We start from the raw sequence: 19,548 nt of genomic DNA on the forward strand, positions 1-19,548 counted from the left end.
CGCTAGAGCTTCTATCTCAACCTCCTTAGAGAGTAAATCTTTAGAAGGATTCGAAGCCTTATTTGGAGATCCGCTTGATACTTGCTTCACCATCGTCAATTCACCCCTATCTGATTGCCTGAGAAGCTTTAAACTGGACAGGGACTCTTCCAATCGAATAGTCCTTGCGCAATGGATGGCCCTCCCACTCTTCTGGAAGCAAGATTCGGCTAAGGTCAGGATGACCCTCGAAAACTATTCCGAAAAGGTCATAGACCTCGCGCTCCATGGCCTCACATCCCACATAAAGGTCAAAGAGCGAACCTACGATCGGGTTTGCCTCTTGAACTTGAACGCGTACCCTAACCCGCTTGCGTTCTACCAGAGAAGTCAGCACCACTACAACCTCAAAACGCTCACCGAGCACTCCATCTGGAAGCACCCTGGTGGAATCGCCAAGGTAATCCACACCGCATAGATCCGAAAGGAATTCATAGGTGTGATCCTTCAAATCCTCTATGAGCGCTAGATACTGATCGGGCCTTGGAAAATATACGCCCGAAGAATCTTTAACAACTTCATCCATCATCTACTTATTCACCACTTTTACCGAAGCGCTCTTTGGGGAGGCACTTGCAGGTGCAATCGGAGAGATCCTCGGACGCTCCTCAACTACTATCCCTGCTCCCTCACCCTTACGACGAGTAATCTCGCCAGTTCGAATCTTCTCATGCAAGGTCAATATTGCATGCATTAACGTCTCGGGGCCAGGTGGACACCCAGGCGCATAGACGTCGACTGGAACGATTTGGTCTACCCCTTGTACGATGGCGTAGTTATTAAACATTCCGCCAGTTGAGGCACAGACACCCATGGATATGACCCACTTAGGCTCCATCATCTGATCGTAGACCTGCCTCAGAACCGGCGCCATCTTTTGAGAGACACGCCCGGCTACGATCATCAAATCAGCCTGCCGTGGGGAAGCCCGAAAGACCTCCATCCCGAAACGGGCAAGATCATAATCTCCAGCGCCAGCAGACATCATCTCAATTGCGCAGCAAGCCAAACCAAAAGTGGCCGGCCAAACGCTATTACGACGCGCCCATTTGACTAAGTTTTCAATATTCCCGGTCAGGAAATTATGACTCAAGTCCTCTAAACCCACAAAAAACCTCCAAATTGGATTACCCAAGGGTATGTGGCGATTTAGATCGCCAAAAAAATGCACACGGAGACTATAAGCCTCCGTGTGCGCTATTGAGTTATCAAGCGGCTTCTTCGCCAGATGCAACTCGACGAATCGTCGATGTTGTCGTACGCTGCGGATAAGGTTCTTGAATTCCATAACGCTTTACTGGACCCCAGTCAAGCGCTCCATTTGAAATCAAATAGACGAAAGAAACAAAGACCACTACCGCGAAGACAACCATCTCTGAGAGGCCAAACGAGCCCAACTGATGGAAGACAACCGCAAACGGGTATAAGAAAATTATCTCTATATCAAAGATAATAAATATCATAGCTATGAGGTAAAACCGAACTGGAAAACGTGCTACGGGTTCTCTCTGTGGTACGATTCCACACTCATAAGGAGCAGATTTCGCATTTGTTGGCTTCTTTGGAGCCAACAAACCAGAGCCTATGAAAGACCCTGCAGCGAAAAGCATTCCCAACCCCAGCATGATAACTATTGGCAAATAAGGTGCCATAGCTAAAACATCACCTCTTAACAAAATCAGAATTTAGCCTACTAGTCCGACCTTGGAACAAAGCGTTCACTCTTACGGAAAACTAAGGCAACATCTGACACGCAAAAATCAATCGACTCCGCGTCCCGTTAATGTCTAGCACCTAGGTTAGTAAGAATCCCAAACGGGTCACAACATACTTTGTTCATAAGGACTTTCGCCTTTTATATAATGACAACAATGCATCAGCATCACACATCAATTTACACTATTCAACTTCGTAAGCTGAATCCCATCAGGCAACTTGGCTCGAACGTCACACAAAACAGTCTCTGAATTTAAGCCCTCGACCAAAGAGTCATAGGTACCGTCTTCGCCTCTTTGACGACCAAAGACAGCATCGTCTGCCCTGTTCACAATCGCATTGTTCGATCAAAATTAATCAACCTGAAACATGACCGACGAATAAATGTGACCAAAATCACCTAAAAGTTAACTCGCCGATTCCTGGGTCGATTCCTGGGTCGATTCCAAAAGGAAGAGAACTCAAAAACCAAAGTAAGAACGATGCAATTTAGGCGATGCATCCATTCGGTGCTCTTGAAGCCAGAAAGACTTCCAAAAATACATTACAGCTCGAAAACAACCGATTAAATCTAAGTCATTCGAAAGCCCATTTAATCAAGGTTTCGCATATGAAATTGTATAAAATACCAAAGGATTGATAGGGCCAAAATTCCTGAGTTGACATCCAGGCTTCTACCGGGATCCATTCCTGATGCCCGCAATGCCATTAATCTAATTTGCGATTGATCATTGAAGTGATAATTAAGTTAGCACCCGCGATTTATCACATTATCTCGCTGAAGCAATAGCAATATTTATCAACCTTTTAAGAAAACGAGTCTTCAGATCGATATACAGCAACCTGTTCCGACAAACCTACTGATGTGAGTTAATTATTAATCTGCATAAATTAACCTGAAGAGGATAATTATTAATCTACTTCTCTGGTGATAATGGGGCAATTGCCAGGACCCAAAACCAGATAGGTTACTCAGCAAATCAATACACAGACGCACTGCGAGCGTTAGTGGGATCTGAAATCCTCGATCAAAAAAACGAGATTTCCTTGAGATCACAAAAATCCCACCCATAATATCATTCGGTACCTAAATGGCAGGTAGCCAATCAACAATTTTATGCCGCCAATTAGTAGAGCTTCGAACTTGATGGCGATCTGTGCCAAATTGGGCTATCAAAATTAGGCTATCCAAATTGGGCTATAAAGTCCTTGATTGACCACCAGGATTGTACAAATCTAATCACACGTTCATCCTAGGCCGAGCGCGACGGATACAAATAAATCTTTGAAATCTAAATAGTTGCCCATGGTCGAAATATTTTTTAGAGCAAGGAAAAGAGATGTGTTCCCTTGAAATATTTCATACGACAATCCAATTTTTGCTTTTAAAAGAACGAGCAGAGCTCTCGATCTCCACACCTTCATAATTCTTTATAGTCTGCGCCTTTATTAGAGGAATTTATGAAAAGGTTCAAATAACGCTTTATCACTTCATTAATTTGTGGGGAATAAATATCTTAAATACCCGATGTCACAAGCCAGAAACCATAACGAAATGCGTTGAATAATTCACCAAGTAATCTTATGCCGGCAGATCTAGCACTGGTTTATTCCAAGATCTAGTCATTGTAGTAGAAGATAAAACGGCGAATATCAACCGTCCACAAACACCTCTGACCAAGAATTAACACACGAAATCTACAAAGTTAATCCAAAATCCCTGACCACTTCGAGCAAACAAAACTAAGGCACGCCAAGGGGACAACTAACGATCAGCTATGGTTGTCTTCGCGCGCGGTCTATAAACCGATGGTCATCGGTAGACCATGCGAGCAAGCATGTGAATATCAAAAGTTTACGACTGCTCTTTACTGCACCTTTGAGTTAACTTCAATAGAGCCCTAGGCTATAGGCGATGACTGAGTTGAACAACCAATGTGATGTTTTGATAATTGGAGCAGGCCCTAGCGGGGCAAGTGCTGCTTATTGGCTCTCTAAATACGGGGTCTCTGTAGTAGTCCTAGAGAAGAAGACGTTTCCAAGAGAAAAGACTTGCGGAGACGGCCTTACTCCACGTTCTGTCTTTCAGCTCGAAGCAATGGGAATGGGGGACTTTCTTGAAACCACCCATCGCTATGACGGTCTGCGAGCTGTAGCGCTAAAAAAAGAGATGGAACTCTCATGGCCAGATCATCCAGACCTTCCATCATATGGATATGTTGTGACTCGCTTTCGACTGGACGAAGCAGTTGCGAAGAATGCGGAAAATGCTGGAGCAACAATTCTCCAAGGTCATGAAGCCGTATCGATTGAAAGAGATCCAAATGGTAAGGTAACAGCTGTCGAGGCATACGACAAAGCCTCATCCACTACAGTTTCATTTCACCCTAAATATCTACTTGTTGGAGATGGATCCAACTCACGAATAGGGAGGTTACTCGGGGCAAAAAGAGATAGATCGCTCCCTATGGGCTTAGCGTTACGGGGATACTTCTCATCGCCACTCTCGGGTGATCCATTCATCGAATCCCACCTCGACATAAGAACAAAAGAAGGGGAGATACTCCCCGGATACGGATGGATCTTCCCACTTGGAGATGGAAGAGTAAATGTAGGAATCGGCCTCCTTTCCACTTTAGGCAAGTGGAAAGATGTCAACACCACCAAAGTTATGGAAGCCTTCGTCGAAAACGCACCCAAAAGATGGGGCCTTTCCCTTGATGATCCGATCTATGTCGGCACGGGCGGAAAACTTCCGATGGGGCTATCGGTTAGTCCACGAGTTGGCTCAAACTTCATCTTAATAGGAGATGCAAGCGGAACAATTAACCCCATGAATGGTGAAGGAATAGCATACGGCTATGAGACTGGACGTCTGGCGGCCGGAGTGATATTTGATGCATTATCTTTAGATGATCCTTCCATTTTATCGCGTTACGAACGTAGCCTTGAATCAATATATGGGAATTACTACAGGGTCGCCAGAGCTTTCGTAGGCCTAATAGGACACCCAACCATTATGCGAGCTAGCGTTGGTCTTGGAATGAACTCTAAGAGCGTCATGACCCCTATCGTACGAATTATGGCAAACCTTATGCGACCAAACCACATCGGAACTCCGGAGGCGCTCTATCAGCTTGGCCTTGGCGCAGTCAAGACCAAAGATCTCATCTGGAGGCCAGTATCCAAAAACCGCGCCAAATTCATGAAATTAATTCAGATACCAAAGCGACCTTCCGTAAAAACAGATAACTAACGCCTAGGCCTCGGACGATTATCGAATGAGACACTTCGATAATCGTCCACTATCTTGGGTTCCTTGGGGTCTATCGCTTTTATGACTTGTCGCTCTTTCTAGGTAATCGCATCTTTTCTAGGCTACTCATAGTTACAAAGTGCGATTGACTCTAACCCATCTTTCGCAGATTTCCCGAAAAATCGCCCTAATTGGTCCCTTTTGAGGGGATTTTGGGCGATTTTCGACTTGGGCGATTTATAGATGCCCTGGTAGATGGGTATTAGGTCTTTTTGGGTCGCGAATGTAGTGTCCTAATTTTTGAGTAGTGTTGATTATGACTTGCATTAGCTCTGACATGGTGCTATTGTCTTGTTGTGTTTATCCGTGAAACTCCAACAGTTAATAAAAAGACCGGCGTTAGCTACAGTAAGTACCAACTCGTTGAGTCCTACCGCTGTGAAAAAGGTCCCCGTCAACGTATAGTAATGACCTTGACCGAACTGGACCTGGATAAGTCATTGTGGCCAGCTCTGGCCAATGCAATTGCCAATGCTATTACCTGGGACTCTCTGGAGTAACCTCACTCTTTGAATCAGATCCTATTATTGCCAGATACGCAGATCTGGCAATCACTAAGTATGCAATTCGTTCCGAAGTTGCAGCCGCTAAAGAAACAAGAGCTACTGAGGCTGACCTTGAGATGGTGGATCTCTCTAGTGCTAAGACTATCAATAGTAGAAGTATCGGTCCAGAACTCATAGGAAACTCGTTCTATGAAGCTCTTAGCTTCGATAAGATCCTAGAGAGTGCAGGTCTATCGGGTGAATCCCTTGGTATTGCCAAGGCAACGATAATAGCTCGTCTTATTCATCCTGGATCTGATCGAAAGACCTATTCTTATATCAACTCCAACTCTTCATTACCTGAGATATGTGGTATCGATCTCTCTAAGTTTCACAAGGATAAGGTCTATGCAATTGCAGATAAGCTCTATGACGCTAAAGGCGTCATAGAGCCAGCACTCTATAGAGCTAGCTCTGATCTCTTTAGGACGAATACCAGGCTCTTTCTCTTTGATCTAACCAACACCTACTTCGAAGGTTCTACTAAGGGGAACTCCCTAGCTAAACATGGACATTCCAAAGAGAAGCGTTTTGATTGCACATTAGTTTCTCTGGCACTACTTGTTGATCACCGGGGACTACCCATCTACTCAGAGATACATGAGGGCAATACCTCTGAGCCTAGAACTCTCATTAGCGTACTTGATGCCTTGGAGTCTCTATCGGATGGATCTCTCTTTGGGGATGTTGTTCCTACCATTGTGATGGATAGGGGAATTGCTACCAAGGCAAACCTAGAACTTCTCATTAAGCGCAATCTCAACTACGTAGTAATTGAGAGAGCTAACAAAAAGAGCCTCTATCGAAGCCATTTCATGGAGATGGAAGGCTTCACCGAGATCTACGATGCCCAAGGATCCCCTGTGATGGTGAAAAAGCTCCAAGTGGAACCACAAAAGCCACAAGGGCGAGTGAGAACGCAAGTGCAAGTGCAAGGACAAGTGCAAACGCTAGAAGAAGACACCGGCACTGACGACAATAACAGTTACACCACCTCCGGCAACACTAGCAACAGTATCAGCAACAGCGACAGCAGCAACGACACCAAAATCATCAAGAGCGACAGTAGCACCGACACTGACGACTATATCCGTAATGGTGCCACCGGCAAGAATACCGGCAACAATATCAGCGACAGCACCGACACTGATACTAACGCCACCTCCATCTCCTCCTCCATCTCCTCCTCCATCTCCTCCTCCATCTCCATCTCCACCTCTTCCACCAACAACAACACCACAACCGTGGTGTTGTGTCGTTCTTTGGGGAGATCCAAGAAGGAATCAGCGATCTCTAGTCAAGCTAACGAGAGATTCTTAGTAGATATCACTTCGTTGAATACCTCAATCACAAAGGGTTCTATATCTAAGACCACAGTTGTCTCAGAGCGTATCGGACGCATCAAGGCCAAGTACCCAAGTATTGCTTCCAAATACGAGATATCCCTTGAATATCATCAAGACCATGGCAAGATCATCAAAAAGAGACGCTTTGACAAAGTAATCAATCTCACTATTACAGAAAAACCCACAAAAGCCAAAGATGATAATCTCCAAGGAGCCTACGTCATAGACACCAGCCATAGCGAGCTAGATGCAGGTGAGATCTGGAATATCTATACGACTCTCACTAAAGTAGAAGATGCCTTTAGATCCCTCAAGAGTGATCTTGGACTTCGACCGGTCTATCATCAACTAGCTAGCCGAACTGCTGCTCACCTCTTCATCTCAGTACTTGCCTATCACCTCCTTAGTGCTATTGAGCTGACCTTGAGGCAAAATAACGATAAGAGAAGATGGTCAACCATCAAAGAGCAACTCAACAGTCACCGCCGAGCCACCATAGTTCTTACATCAGATAAAGGCGTCGTCTATCACATCCGCACTAGTGGTGTTTCTGAGCCGGTTCACAAAGAGATCTACCGTCTCTTAGGAGTTAGTGATCCCCTTAAACGGATAAAGACCATTGCGACGCATTTGTAGTGTCCCAACGTAAGACCACATACTCAACTAGCTGGGAGAATGGTTTGATTTTTGGAAAGATGGGCTAAGATTTCGATCTTTTCTCTATATGCTTTGCCACTTCTCCAGCCGCAGCACTCGCAATGTCAACCGTCCATTCGATGTCGTCCCAACTATGTGCCAAAGAAGGAAAGATAACCTCATAGGCGCCAGGAGCAAAGGCGACACCACGGCGAAGCATTTCTCGAAAAAAGATACTGTAGAGACCGCTGTCTCCGCTCACCTTGGACTCTGAATAGTTCCTTGGAGCAGTATCTAAAAAGAATAATCCGAGCAAAGACTCAAATACCGAAACCACAACGTTTACGCCGACATCGGAAAAAACCTTAGATAGCCCTTCACCAAGAGCCTTAGAACGGCCCGCTAGCATAAGATAACTTGATTCGTCCAAGAGGCTCAAAGCAGCAATGCCTGCGGCGGTGGCAACCGGATTGCCCGACAAGGTGCCGGCCTGATAGACCGGACCAATTGGCGCCAACTTAGACATTACTTCGCCTCGACCACCAAAAGCGCCAATCGGCAATCCCCCTCCGATGACTTTACCAAAGCACCAAAGATCCGGGGTAACACCAAAATGCTTAGACGCGCCGCCAAAGCCCACTCTAAATCCAGTAATTACCTCATCGAAAATCAGTAATGCTCCAACACGATCACATTCGGCGCGCAGTCCTTCTAGAAAACCAGCAACCGGGAGCACAAGGTTCATATTGGCCGCAACGGGCTCCACAATGACAGCCGCGACCGACTCGTCCAAGGTGGGAACAGTGTTATATTCAAAGACCATTGTGTCAGCAATAGAACTAGGTGAGACACCCGCACTATCTGGAAGCGAAAGAGAGGCCAAACCGCTACCTGCTCCAGCCAACAAACCATCGGAATGGCCGTGATAACACCCATCGAATTTCACTATCTTATTTCGCCCCGTAAAACCTCTTGCGACTCTGAGGGCAGACATCGTAGCCTCGGTGCCGCTAGAACAAAGGCGAATCATCTCACAACCGGGCACCCGATCTATTAGCAATTGGGCAAGTACAACCTCGTTAGGCGTTGGTGCTCCAAAGGTAGACCCTTTCCTGGCCGCCGAGATGATGGCTTCCACAACGTCGTCGTGGGCATGGCCATGAATCGACGCTCCGTAGGATTGTACGTAATCAAGATACTTTCTGCCTTCGACGTCAACGACAAACGCACCCTTGCCCGATTCAACAAAATATGGCGTTCCTCCGCCTACCGAACGAAAGGCTCTGACGGGCGAATTTACACCGCCGGGTATTAGCTCACATGCTCGATCGAACAGTGAAGCATTGGTGACTTTTGATTCAGGGCTATTCACGTGCAATTTTCCTCGGAGGTCGGGCCAAAAGGGCCACAAATAGTTTTTATAACCCACTTAATGGCGACAGATCGGCTAAAAGTGGATAACAGAGATCCTAGCTGAAATCCCCCAAAGCTCATGAGACCTATTTAAAAGCCCCAGTGGGCACTATCACGAGATGCTGCGTTGGACCCAACATCCATAGTGCTACCTTGGGCGCCTCAATTACAAAAACTCAAGCAACCCCAGAGAGGATCGTTAGGCACGATAGGCTATCCGAAGGGCTCCCCAATGACGTCCTCCGACATAAATAGGCGAGGAAGCGTCCTTGCTGATCACAAATTGTCCGGTGCCCATATCTAGACGATAGAGCTGAATCAGATGTTCGTCTTCATTAGCAGCCGCTGCTTTAGCAACATCATCTAAAAAGATTCGCCTGTTTCTAGAGTTCGCTGCGTTCCAAACCACATCATCTCCCTGTGGTTTGGAATAGATATGGTTGTGAGTCCCTATGTATTCATTTCGATCCATTGCAGCACAAAAGATAATTCGCTTATCCATAGCCAGAACCCGCTCTTGAATTGCTGGTAGAACCTGGTCGGTAAAGTTAACGTACTTTGTTGTGTACTGGGTAGGTAAAGTACCATCGATTGGAAGATAATTATCATCAAAGAGGCTCGATGCCGAGATTCGACCTTCCCGAATAGATCTCTCGAATAGACCAGCTATCTCTCGTGCTATATCAAACGAGAGATGAGCAAAAAAGTAGTCAACGGTCTTGACTCCCGAATTCACAGTCTGATTTACCAAAAAATTCGAGGCTGCTTGAGCTGATGCTACGAGCTCTCGACCTTCGAAGAGCTCTTTATTAGAATCTGCGACTTCCTTTGATAGGCGACCAATGCCATCTGCGAACTCCCGCATCTCTGTCGCTGACTCTGATGCAGATACGGCTATTTCAGATACTGTCAAATCTGCGTCTTCCAACGAACTCTCTATCTCCGATATCGCATCAGCCATCGAGGTAGTTGCCCATTCAGCACGTTTCGCCCTATCTTTAGCAGTGCCTGAATCCTTTGAAAGAATATCAATTCGTTCACGCAAAAGATTTGCAGTATTTGCGCTCTCAGCGGCAGCTTTAATTGTCTGATCAGCAAGTTGTCTAATCGAATTAGCTATCACGGCAAAACTTGCGCCCGCGCTTCCAGAACGCATAGCTTCAATTCTTGCATTTAGGGCCAAGATATGGGTCTGTTGGGCAATCCTCGATATTGCAGTAGTAAATTCTCCTATACCTCCAGCGACATCACTAAGCCGAACCAATTCCTCAGATGTGGCATTCACCCACTTGATAAGCTGCTTAATTTCGCCAACAGCGTCATCGACTTGGCTCTTAGTAACTGAGATTCGGCTATTCAAGTTTTGAGTTAGCCCCCGAGCCAAATCGGCCGAATGCGCGACACCGCTATTTCGCACAGAGAGTCCCTCTGCCAAATCACCAAGTGATGCAACCTCGGCCAATTGATCATCAATTGAGCTCGAAACCACCTCCAAGACACCAGCCATCTCGGCAATACGTACCCCTAGATTTGACCCTGTGACGGCAATTCGATTCAGTGATGCTTTGACCTTTCGCGCATCGTCAGAGATAGCAACTTTATTTGTAACCACTCGATCCCCCGAGATCGAGCCATTCCTCAGGTGGGACCCAGAATCATCTACCATCGATCGATTAACACGAAATCGATCCGATCCAAAAGAGAAACCTTCTTTTCCAACTTGTCGTTCATCACTAGATTCATTAGAACCTCGTCCCAGAAGATCACCCCCGAACGATAGCTTTTGGAAATCAAAATCGACCTCCACTTCAACAGAGGACTCTTCAGGGACCTCGGGTTTTACAATTGATGAGGCACGGTCATCACTTGAAATACTTCGACGAACTTTCAATGCAGCTACTGCCTTATCGCTTCGCGGACGCCGCGTTCGAGTATTAAAAGATGGCGCTTGAAGTCCTTTCGATGCGGGCGCATCCTCAGATAAGGTACTTCGAGATTCAGTTGTGGTCACTCTAATCGTCTTCCCTAGTTCGTTTCAAGATCGCGCGCTCTTAGTCTCAACGACCGAGTCGGGCTAGGACTTAAGTTAAAAGTCTCCAACTCTATATCGAAACAAAGTTGACCAAACTCAAGCTCAATTTAAGAATCCATACACCTTGCCACAAAAGCTATCTCTGGCTGATTTAGATCCCAAAAGCATCATCGGGTATGTCTTTAGATTCTTGCATATGGCGTCAGGGCTTCAGAACTATCCTGGTTATTCCGATATTGAAGGCATGAGTTTTTTGCTTTTGGTTTTTGCTTTTGGTCTTTGCTGATTCTGATGTAGATGTTAACGCCTATATCCAGTTGATCTCGGAAATGGAAACGCGAAGCCATATATAGGCGCCATCGCCTTTTTGCCCTACGGCGAGCGCGCTGAACTCTCTGTAGATGCGATCGCTAAATTTCGAGAATACCCTTTTCCAATATTTTCTCTGGCCGACCCAAATCAAAAGTCCCAATGGCCCCAGGAATCTACCGAATTCCATCCAATGGCCAAAACAATTGCATTGAACCTAAGTAAATTCGGCATAATCGATCAATTGACTCGCTTTCTAGATGCTAATGCAAAAACGGAACAAAGCAATATTAGTTCTGCCGACCAGTCGATAGAGATCGCAATCGAATTCGAGGGTATTGAGGTAATCGAGACACAACTGATTATCGAAGAACTCTCTCAGATCAATCACTTTGGTCTCAATGAAATATCCGAACTCAAAACATTCACGAAACGAGCTGCCAACTATCCCATCGACTTAAACGAAACTGCAAAAAAGACCAAGATGGGGACAAGACATGCGAATCCTACCAAGGCCAAAATCCCAGCAAACCCTGGACCTGGTATAAAACCGATTCTCACAATAATCGTCCCAACATTGGATGTCACCTCGGCGCGTTTCCTACGATTGGTCAAATCTATATATCAAACCACAGAGGTACCGTTTCAAACAGTTATCGTCGACAACGGAGGTGCGCCCCAGGGATACACGACTCCAGTCAACACTGGAGTACGCTCTGCTCAAACTGAATATATCGCGATCGTAAATGATGACGTTCAGTTACTCCCAGGATGGTGGGACCCTTTGCAAGAATCACTTGACTCAGGAGAACTTGTAGTATTTCCCTACACCTTAGAGATGACTCGATATGACTTTTCCGCTTGGTGCTTTGTATTCAAAGCCTCATCAATCGAATTGCTTTCCGCAGGTAAGGACGAGTTCTTTGACGAATCTTTTACAATTTGGTTTCAAGATACGGATCTTTATGTAAGAATGCGCGAATTTGGAAGGTCACCGACTTGCGTTCATGAAAGCAAAATCTCCCATGGCCTCTCCGAAACCGTTGGAACCAAAGATCCAATCATTGCCTCCTGGATCCGCAAGATAGTCAAAAAAGACCAAGAACACTTTGTTCAAAAGTGGGGAGAAGGCAAGCTTTTAGAGTTAGGGTTTGTAAATCCATTTGAAGAACCAGTGGTACATTCCTAGTAAAATGCTCTACCGAAAAATAGGTTCGTTATAAAATCTGATCCGTCATGCCGAGCTGGGGTGGGATCTACCTAGCTTCATTTGACTAAGCTGCTAAACGCTTTAGCTTATGCCCCATTTTAAACTACAGCTCGAGACGACAAGTCTGACCCAAGCTATGCCAGCATAAAACACATTATGACGATCGACTATCTAACTGTTCGAATCTCTGTTATGTCACCCACTTGATGGTCCATAAGATAAGATTCGGCCGTTATCTAAGACGTCGACTGAGTTTTTAGGCTTCTAACGCCATTCACGTTGAGGCGTTGAATAGGATCTGCAACCACCCAAATAAATGAACCTTGAAATTTGCTCCAATGTGTAGAAATCTACAAACCATTGGAGATGCCAGTGGGATTATTATCTAAGAATCTCAGCAAGTTCGTGCGAAAAGTAAGTCAATATAAAGTCCGCCCCAGCACGCTTGATGGCGTGTAACTGCTCAAGAGCCACTGCAGTACCGTCAATATATCCTGCCGCATCAGCGGCTTTTACCATTGCATATTCACCCGATACCTGGTAAGCGGCGATTGGCAGGTTGACCATTGGTCGAATGGTAGAGATTATGTCGAGATAGCTCGAAGCGGGCTTCACCATAACCATGTCAGCACCTTCAGAGATGTCGAGTTCTATCTCCAATATTGCCTCACGACGATTTCTAAAGTCCTGTTGATAACCCTTCCTGTCACCACCATTGGCAATCGTCACATCAACCGCATCGCGGAACGGCCCGTAGAATGCTGAGGCGTACTTGGCCGAATACGCCAAGATACCCACACCCACGAATCCGGCTTGGTCTAAGGTTTGTCGAATAAATGCAACTTGTCCATCCATCATTCCGGAGGGCGCTACAAAGTCAACGCCACTTCGGGCTTGAGCCAACGCCATTTCGCCATAGAGTTCAAGAGTCTTGTCGTTGTCCACGCAACCGCGTTGGTCCAGGACTCCACAATGACCATGATCCGTAAACTCATCAAGACAAAGATCCGCCATTACGACTGCCTGGTCACCAAAAGCCTCTTTGAAGGCCCCGATCGAGAGTTGAGTTATCCCATTATCGTCATATCCTTGGGTTCCAAGGGGATCCTTTTGACTCGGGACTCCAAAGAGCATGAAGCCCTTTACCCCTAAGTCATTCAAACGACGCGCCTCTTCGATCGCCGAGGTAACGCTATGTTGATAGATCCCAGGTAAAGATGAGATCGGAACTGGCTCATCAAGTGCCTCTTTTATGAAAAGTGGTGCAATAAGATCGTTGTTACTTATTTGCACCTCCGAAACTAGATCACGAAGTGCTGCGGTAGAACGAAGACGCCTTGGGCGCCGCGCGATATTTGCCATAGTTAAAATTTAGGGCCAAATCGCCAAAGGCCATCAAGCAAATCGAAATCCGACGTAACAACCTATCCGTTACCGAAATAAAATGATTATCAGCTGACAGCCCTCGTGCAAAAGACATTCAGAAAAATCTAAAAAGACACCCCTAGTGATGGCGCTTATTATGAATTTGTATAGATCTATCCAATTCTGTCCACAGATGGAAAGTCATCAGCAAAAAAAGCAACAAGGGTTTCAACCAAACCATCGAGATTGTGAAGATCAGCTGTAGCAGATACCTCAATTCCACAGTCACGCGCAGTCTTAGTGGTGATCGGCCCTATTGAAAATACGGAACGCGGCAGTCTATCCTTAGAGTAGATCTTTAGGAAGTTTACTACCGACGAAGATGACGTAAAACATATACCGTCACAACCTAAAATTGCATCGATTTCGATCTCACTAGGGTCATAGTCGACATTACGGTAGGCTATTGGATCGACAACTTCGTGACCCAGTTCGATCAGTCCACCGATCAGGAGGTCCCGAACTATCTCGGCTCTCGGATAGAGGACTCGACCCTTATCAATCGGAAACTCTTTCAGTAAAGCCTCTTGGTGAGCCTCTCTTGGCACCAAATCCACACGGAGTTGAAAACTCTCTATCGCCTTTTGAGTTGAAGTACCAATTGCCACGAGTTTGAGTCTCGCGAGTCTCCTAATATCATCGATTCGACTAAAAAACGCCTCCACTGCATTAACGGAGGTAAAGATCAAGTATTCATAGGTTTCAATCCGTGAGATCTCCCGATCGAGAGAGTCATAGTTATCGAGAGGTGGAGCAATGTCGATCGACGGTGCAACCACTACCTCGGCGCCTAGTAATCTCAATTGGCCTTCGAGGAGGCCCGTTTGACGGGGTGCCCTCGTGATCACAATCTTCTTTCCAAAAAGTGGCCGCGACTCGAAAAAAACTAGATTGAAGGATGCCACGGCACCTATAACAATGGTCGAAGGAGAAGATATCGGAGCTTCCCCAAGCTCGCCAACCGTACCACGCCAGCTCTTTTGTGCAGCTTTTGTTCCCCATTGAATACTTGCCGCCGGTGTGTTGGATGCCATCCCAGCATCAATCAATCCTTGAGCTATCGCCTTTCGGTGTGCCACACCCATGAGTACAACTATCGTTCCACCTAATCGAACTAAGGCTTCAAAGTCCATCTCGCCCTCACCACCTCCTTGTCGGTGGCCGGTGACTATCGTCAAGGTATTTGAAACGCCCCTATGGGTAACCGGAATTCCGGCATAAGCAGGTACAGCAATTGCAGACGAGACTCCGGGCACAACTTCAAATCGAATCTTATGTTCAACAAGAGCCATGGCCTCCTCGCCACCGCGGCCAAAGAGCATAGGATCTCCACCTTTTAGACGCACCACCCTCTCATGTCGTTTGGCGCAGGCAAGAATAATTTCATTGATCTCATCCTGGGGCATTGGTCGATCAGGACGCTTACCTACGTCGATTATTTCAGCGTCACTCGGGACATATTTGAGTAGTGACAAATCGGCAAGGTAGTCATATATAACGCAATCTGCACTTGACAAAAGATCGCGACCTCGCAGAGTTAGCAATCCGGGATCCCCAGGTCCAGCACCAACTAGATAAACTACGCCGCTTGAAAACCTCTGATAAGAACTACTCACACAAACCTAACTTAGTCGAATCAGAACAATCCTATTGCGGTTTCAATGAGGTACCGGGCACCTCGGTCAAGTGACAAAAATGTTCCGGGGGCAAAGATTACAGCAGACAAAGGCCACTTCGCCTGAGATGAGTCACCAATCAACGGGTCGAGGCGACCTCGCAAGAAAATAAATTATGGCCCAACATCGGCTCTAATCAAAAGCAGACCAAATGAAAAAATTAGCCATTAGACAAAAGGCGTGAGCCACCATTCTCAAGAAGAAATGCACCCGCCCTCTGGCCTAGTAGGCCCGGGTCCTCGCTCTCCATTTTGACTGTGACAAATTCATCTCCATCGCTGGAGCTAATCATCCCAAAGAGGGAAACTCGAGGCCCGATCAGCGATGAATAGGCTCCAACCGCCAATGTGCAACCCGCCCCCAATGTGGCCAAGAGACTCCGTTCGGCGGTCAACTGCAAAAACGTATCAGAATCAGAGACCTCCCGAACAAGCTCTAGGGTCGACAGATCGTCGAGCCGAGCTTCAATAGCAATTGCTCCTTGTCCAATCTGTGGGCAAAACTCTTCGGGCTCGAAGATCTCTCCAAGCTCCAAATCAATGCCAAGACGCACCAAGGCTGCATTTGCCACCAAGATCGCGTCAACCTCACCAACCTTCGAGAGACGACTTCGGATATTCCCCCTCAAGTCAACCACTTTAACGTCGGGGCGCTTAGATAAAAGTAGCGCCCTTCGCCGGGCCGACCCAGTGGCCACAATGGCGCCTTCACGAAGATCACTTATTCGAGATCCAAATATTGCATCACGGATGTCACCTCGGGGAAGATATCCCGCAATGGTCGTCGCCTCAGGAAGAACCCCAGGAAGGTCTTTAGCTGAATGAACAGCTATGTCTGCCCGCCCTTCAAGCAGAGCATTTTGAACCTCTTTGACAAAGATTCCCGTTCCGCCAATCTGCGACAGCGAGCTTATTAGGTCACGATCACCACTTGACGTAATCTCAACAATTTCAAAGTCACATTTCAGCCGAGAGGCTACCTCTCGTGCTTGATAGAGGGCAAGCTCCGAATGGCGTGTGGCTATCCGAACGATCTTCGTCATGATTTTTCGCCCATACCTAAAACTAAAGTCCAAAGAGGTAGTGCAGAGAATCCGCTAATCGCTCGGCGCGTTCTAGGTTCGTCTGTTTTAATTTGCTCACGGGAGCGTGCAAGATCTTTCCAACAATGCCAGATACTAACGCCTCTACTGCCTTTGCTTCTTCGGGGTCCAAGTTCGACAGCCTACTCCTAAACCGCTCTAGCTCTCCAGATTTGACACTTTCTCCAAAGGCATAGAGTGAAGCAATCGTCGGCCCAAGGGTGGCGGCCTGGGTGGCTCGGGAAGAAAAGTCTGCCAACTCCAAATCGATAATCTCTTCAACGAGAGATATCTGAGACCTTCGTTTTTTCATCTCATCGTTTAAGTAGTCGTAGATACGCTCGAGATCAACCAGCTCAACACTGGAGATTAAACCCAGTTGGGGGTCAAGGTTTCTAGGCATGCCGAGATCAAAAAGCACCAGTTGAGAATCGACATCCACCTTCGATAAGATCGCCTTAGCAAGCGCACCCTTTTCAACTAAATAAGTCGAGGTACCAGTCGCGAAAAAGGCAGCGTCGTAGTCGACTAGGTTTGAAAGGGCAAAGTCTAAAGGAATAGACGATGCGCCAAAGGACTCAGCCAACTTCTCACCACGCTCGGCTGTTCGATTCGCAACGTGAACACTAACTCCATTATCGACCAAGGCTTGAGTTATCTTCGAGCCGATCTCTCCAGCACCCACTACGAGCGCTCGCTCCACACCAGGCTTTATTCGAGCCAACATTTCCGTGGCAGCATAAGCAGAGGAGACTGTTCCCTGCGAGATCGCGGTCTCGCTACGAACCTTCTTACCTACCTCAAGTGACCGTTGGAAGAGGCGCTCCAAGAAACTCTTAGTGGTGCCCACATCATGAGCCCTTGAATAAGCACGCTTAACTTGCCCAATTATCTCTGACTCACCAATAATTGTCGATTCAATGCCAGATGTAAGTCTAAACAAATGACGCGAAGCACCATTATCGTAATATACATGAGCGACCTCAGCGATCTCTGACCTATTCGCCGAAAGCCACAGACTTAGGTGCTCAATTACAGTGTCAACCCCAGCATGGAATGAAGAGACAACTGCATAAACCTCAGTTCGGGCACAGGTATTTACAACGACTGCCTCTTCAACAAGGCTAGAAGCGGTCAAGTCGACCAACAAATCCATGCAACGCTGGTCGTCTATCGAGAAATCACTGAAATCTCTGCTACCTAATTCATTTTGGGAAATTCCCACTGCTACGAGAGGCATTTATAAATCTCACTAATCGCCAAATCTGTTTCGCCCATCTTCATAAAATCAAAAGCTCCCGATTCAAGAACCCTCGACCACGCCCCCCTTGACAGGCTCACCTTTTCCATCTTCAAAGTCTCACGAATACTCGCACAGGCTTCTATAAACTTATCAAGCGATGGATCCATGCTCCGAACAAGTCCGTCGCAAACCCAATCGCTTACCGCCGGTACCGGACGATGGGAACTTACCCCCACAGAAAAGTTCTCCAACGCCCTTACCGCAACATTTCTCACCGTACTAGATCTAAAGTCGCTAGTATTGTTCACTAAAACTTTACCACTTAGTGCGGCTTTGGTAATAGAGTCATTCAGCTCATGCTTATCCGTACATACGACCACATAGTCAATGCCATCAAGGTCGCCTTCATTATATTCGCCTAAGCGAATCTCGATAGGCCCAAATCTCAATTCAATGTCCTTGGAATTATCCTCAAGGTTGCCTTGGATCAAAAGGAGAATCTGATCGGCGCACCCAATAGCATCGACCCCTTTGATAACTTCTGGATCGTAATCTTCCAAGAGGCGTCCAACCTGGAATAAAAGTTCCCTCGATATCTCAGGAGATACGATAAAAAGGCGCCTTGGAAGGGCGTCGAACCTTGCGATCTTTCGAGCTGCAACCGCTCCAGCGCCGATCACTGCCACATTCAAGCTGGACAGATCTAAGTCGACCATCATCGTTTAGTCACCGCTCCGCCTCGACGTCGGTCACTTTCAACCAATTGGTCGGCGCAATAGTGCCTTTGTTCGGGAGCTACTCTCACTTTTACCATAGGATAAGCGCCAAGGCTAACACATTTGTCCATATCTCATCTATCCTTAGATAAAATGGTAGAGCTAATCTCGGCAATCGTAGCCACACTAGTCGGAGTCATATTTGCACTATCGACCTATGAACGGTGGCTGAATAAGAAAAAAATTCATGAATTGGCATGGGCATCATCGCTTTCGATGTTTGCGATTGCAGCCTTCGCGCTAGCTCTAGGCGCAGCTGGTAGCTGGAACCACCTTCTATTCAAAGTCTTCTATCTCTTTGGTGCGATCTTGAACGTGCCATTTTTGGCACTAGGAACGGTCTATCTCCAATTCGGAGAAAAGATTGGCAACAAAGTTGCCAAGGTCTTGGTCTTATTGGCATTCCTTGTAACCGGAATGATGATTTCGGCTCCATTTTTAGCCCCACTCCCCTTGCATCATTTGGCACAAGGTTCAAAGGTCTTTAGCGTCCTACCAAGACTCTTTGCGGGAGTCGGATCCGGAGTTGGGGCAACGGTAGTCTTTGTGGGCGCAATTGCATCTTTTTTTCGAACCAACACTCTTCGATTCAAGGTATCCAACGCCCTCATAGCAATCGGAACGGCAGTAACGGGCGCTAGCGGACTCCTAAATTCATTGGCAAATGCCATGACGGCATTCTCAATAACATTGGTAATTGGGATTACCATAATTTACTTTGGCTTTATCGCTGCGACGACCGCCAAGGTGCCCGCTAAGGTATCCTGAGCGGGCACCAATTCAGA

16 protein-coding genes are annotated in these 19,548 nt (G+C 46.6%); 5 read left to right on the top strand and 11 right to left on the bottom strand.

Annotated features, from left to right (window positions below; translation table 11 throughout):
• Nucleotides 1–106 precede the first annotated feature (106 nt).
• The 4 genes from ACIDITHRIX25_RS79615 to ACIDITHRIX25_RS79630 form a co-directional block, all read right to left on the bottom strand.
• Nucleotides 107–568: an NADH-quinone oxidoreductase subunit C gene (locus ACIDITHRIX25_RS79615; RefSeq protein ID WP_052604356.1), complete on the bottom strand. Its 462-nt coding sequence runs from the start codon at nt 566–568 to the stop codon at nt 107–109.
• Nucleotides 569–1,147, bottom strand: a complete 579-nt coding sequence (locus ACIDITHRIX25_RS79620; RefSeq protein ID WP_082058433.1) for an NADH-quinone oxidoreductase subunit B — start codon at nt 1,145–1,147, stop codon at nt 569–571.
• Nucleotides 1,148–1,247: 100 nt separating this feature from the next.
• Entirely contained in the window at nt 1,248–1,691 is a 444-nt protein-coding gene (locus tag ACIDITHRIX25_RS79625; protein ID WP_052604357.1) for an NADH-quinone oxidoreductase subunit A, read from the bottom strand.
• 237 nt (nt 1,692–1,928) lie between these two features.
• Nucleotides 1,929–2,087: a hypothetical protein gene (locus ACIDITHRIX25_RS79630; RefSeq protein WP_160291699.1), complete on the bottom strand. Its 159-nt coding sequence runs from the start codon at nt 2,085–2,087 to the stop codon at nt 1,929–1,931.
• A 1,583-nt stretch (nt 2,088–3,670) separates the two neighbouring features.
• On the opposite strand from ACIDITHRIX25_RS79630, the gene ACIDITHRIX25_RS79635 reads away from it, so the two are divergent.
• The 3 genes from ACIDITHRIX25_RS79635 to ACIDITHRIX25_RS79645 all read left to right on the top strand — a co-directional run bounded on the left by ACIDITHRIX25_RS79635 (nt 3,671) and on the right by ACIDITHRIX25_RS79645 (nt 7,598).
• On the top strand, nt 3,671–5,011 hold the full coding sequence (locus tag ACIDITHRIX25_RS79635; RefSeq protein ID WP_201733344.1) for a geranylgeranyl reductase family protein: 1,341 nt from the start codon (nt 3,671–3,673) through the stop codon (nt 5,009–5,011).
• Between the two features lie 356 nt (nt 5,012–5,367).
• Entirely contained in the window at nt 5,368–5,571 is a 204-nt protein-coding gene (locus tag ACIDITHRIX25_RS79640) for an IS1634 family transposase N-terminal domain-related protein (protein ID WP_201732276.1), read from the top strand.
• Entirely contained in the window at nt 5,514–7,598 is a 2,085-nt protein-coding gene (locus ACIDITHRIX25_RS79645) for an IS1634 family transposase (RefSeq protein WP_201733345.1), read from the top strand. Before ACIDITHRIX25_RS79640 ends, ACIDITHRIX25_RS79645 begins: the two co-directional genes overlap by 58 nt.
• 64 nt (nt 7,599–7,662) lie before the next feature.
• Here ACIDITHRIX25_RS79645 and hemL read toward each other — a convergent pair whose 3' ends face one another.
• Both hemL and ACIDITHRIX25_RS79655 read right to left on the bottom strand, forming a co-directional pair.
• Nucleotides 7,663–8,970, bottom strand: a complete 1,308-nt coding sequence (gene hemL / locus ACIDITHRIX25_RS79650) for a glutamate-1-semialdehyde 2,1-aminomutase (RefSeq protein ID WP_052606639.1) — start codon at nt 8,968–8,970, stop codon at nt 7,663–7,665.
• Nucleotides 8,971–9,210: 240 nt separating this feature from the next.
• On the bottom strand, nt 9,211–11,022 hold the full coding sequence (locus ACIDITHRIX25_RS79655; protein ID WP_201733346.1) for a methyl-accepting chemotaxis protein: 1,812 nt from the start codon (nt 11,020–11,022) through the stop codon (nt 9,211–9,213).
• Between the two features lie 388 nt (nt 11,023–11,410).
• Between ACIDITHRIX25_RS79655 and ACIDITHRIX25_RS79660 the strand changes: the two genes are divergently transcribed.
• Entirely contained in the window at nt 11,411–12,541 is a 1,131-nt protein-coding gene (locus ACIDITHRIX25_RS79660) for a glycosyltransferase family 2 protein (protein WP_201733347.1), read from the top strand.
• Between the two features lie 402 nt (nt 12,542–12,943).
• Here ACIDITHRIX25_RS79660 and hemB read toward each other — a convergent pair whose 3' ends face one another.
• From hemB to ACIDITHRIX25_RS79685, 5 genes are all read right to left on the bottom strand, one after another.
• Nucleotides 12,944–13,924, bottom strand: coding sequence for a porphobilinogen synthase (gene hemB / locus ACIDITHRIX25_RS79665; RefSeq protein WP_201733348.1), 981 nt, complete (start codon nt 13,922–13,924; stop codon nt 12,944–12,946).
• A 176-nt stretch (nt 13,925–14,100) separates the two neighbouring features.
• Entirely contained in the window at nt 14,101–15,603 is a 1,503-nt protein-coding gene (gene cobA, locus ACIDITHRIX25_RS79670) for a uroporphyrinogen-III C-methyltransferase (RefSeq protein ID WP_201733349.1), read from the bottom strand.
• A 220-nt stretch (nt 15,604–15,823) separates the two neighbouring features.
• A complete protein-coding gene (gene hemC, locus ACIDITHRIX25_RS79675) occupies nt 15,824–16,705 on the bottom strand; it encodes a hydroxymethylbilane synthase (protein ID WP_201733350.1) in 882 nt (293 codons plus the stop codon).
• 22 nt (nt 16,706–16,727) lie between these two features.
• Complete coding sequence (gene hemA, locus ACIDITHRIX25_RS79680; RefSeq protein ID WP_052606633.1) at nt 16,728–17,984, bottom strand: glutamyl-tRNA reductase; 1,257 nt, start codon at nt 17,982–17,984, stop codon at nt 16,728–16,730.
• Nucleotides 17,972–18,706 (bottom strand): NAD(P)-dependent oxidoreductase, encoded by a 735-nt coding sequence (locus ACIDITHRIX25_RS79685; RefSeq protein WP_201733351.1) that lies wholly within the window; start codon nt 18,704–18,706, stop codon nt 17,972–17,974. The genes hemA and ACIDITHRIX25_RS79685 overlap by 13 nt, the downstream gene beginning before the upstream one ends.
• Before the next feature lie 120 nt (nt 18,707–18,826).
• Between ACIDITHRIX25_RS79685 and ACIDITHRIX25_RS79690 the strand changes: the two genes are divergently transcribed.
• The gene (locus tag ACIDITHRIX25_RS79690; RefSeq protein WP_052606631.1) at nt 18,827–19,531 is read left to right on the top strand and encodes a hypothetical protein; all 705 of its coding nucleotides are present in this window, start codon (nt 18,827–18,829) and stop codon (nt 19,529–19,531) included.
• The last annotated feature ends 17 nt before the right edge of the window (nt 19,532–19,548 follow it).

It is taken from the genome of Acidithrix sp. C25 (assembly GCF_904848545.2).

What these genes read in the sequence shown, in the direction of transcription:
- ACIDITHRIX25_RS79615 (WP_052604356.1), bottom strand. Translation starts at nt 568, where the DNA reads ATGATGGATGAAGTTGTTAAAGATTCTTCGGGCGTATATTTTCCAAGG.
- hemC (WP_201733350.1), bottom strand. Translation starts at nt 16,705, where the DNA reads ATGACGAAGATCGTTCGGATAGCCACACGCCATTCGGAGCTTGCCCTC.
- ACIDITHRIX25_RS79635 (WP_201733344.1), top strand. Translation starts at nt 3,671, where the DNA reads ATGACTGAGTTGAACAACCAATGTGATGTTTTGATAATTGGAGCAGGC.
- hemB (WP_201733348.1), bottom strand. Translation starts at nt 13,924, where the DNA reads ATGGCAAATATCGCGCGGCGCCCAAGGCGTCTTCGTTCTACCGCAGCA.
- ACIDITHRIX25_RS79625 (WP_052604357.1), bottom strand. Translation starts at nt 1,691, where the DNA reads ATGGCACCTTATTTGCCAATAGTTATCATGCTGGGGTTGGGAATGCTT.
- ACIDITHRIX25_RS79685 (WP_201733351.1), bottom strand. Translation starts at nt 18,706, where the DNA reads ATGATGGTCGACTTAGATCTGTCCAGCTTGAATGTGGCAGTGATCGGC.
- hemA (WP_052606633.1), bottom strand. Translation starts at nt 17,984, where the DNA reads ATGCCTCTCGTAGCAGTGGGAATTTCCCAAAATGAATTAGGTAGCAGA.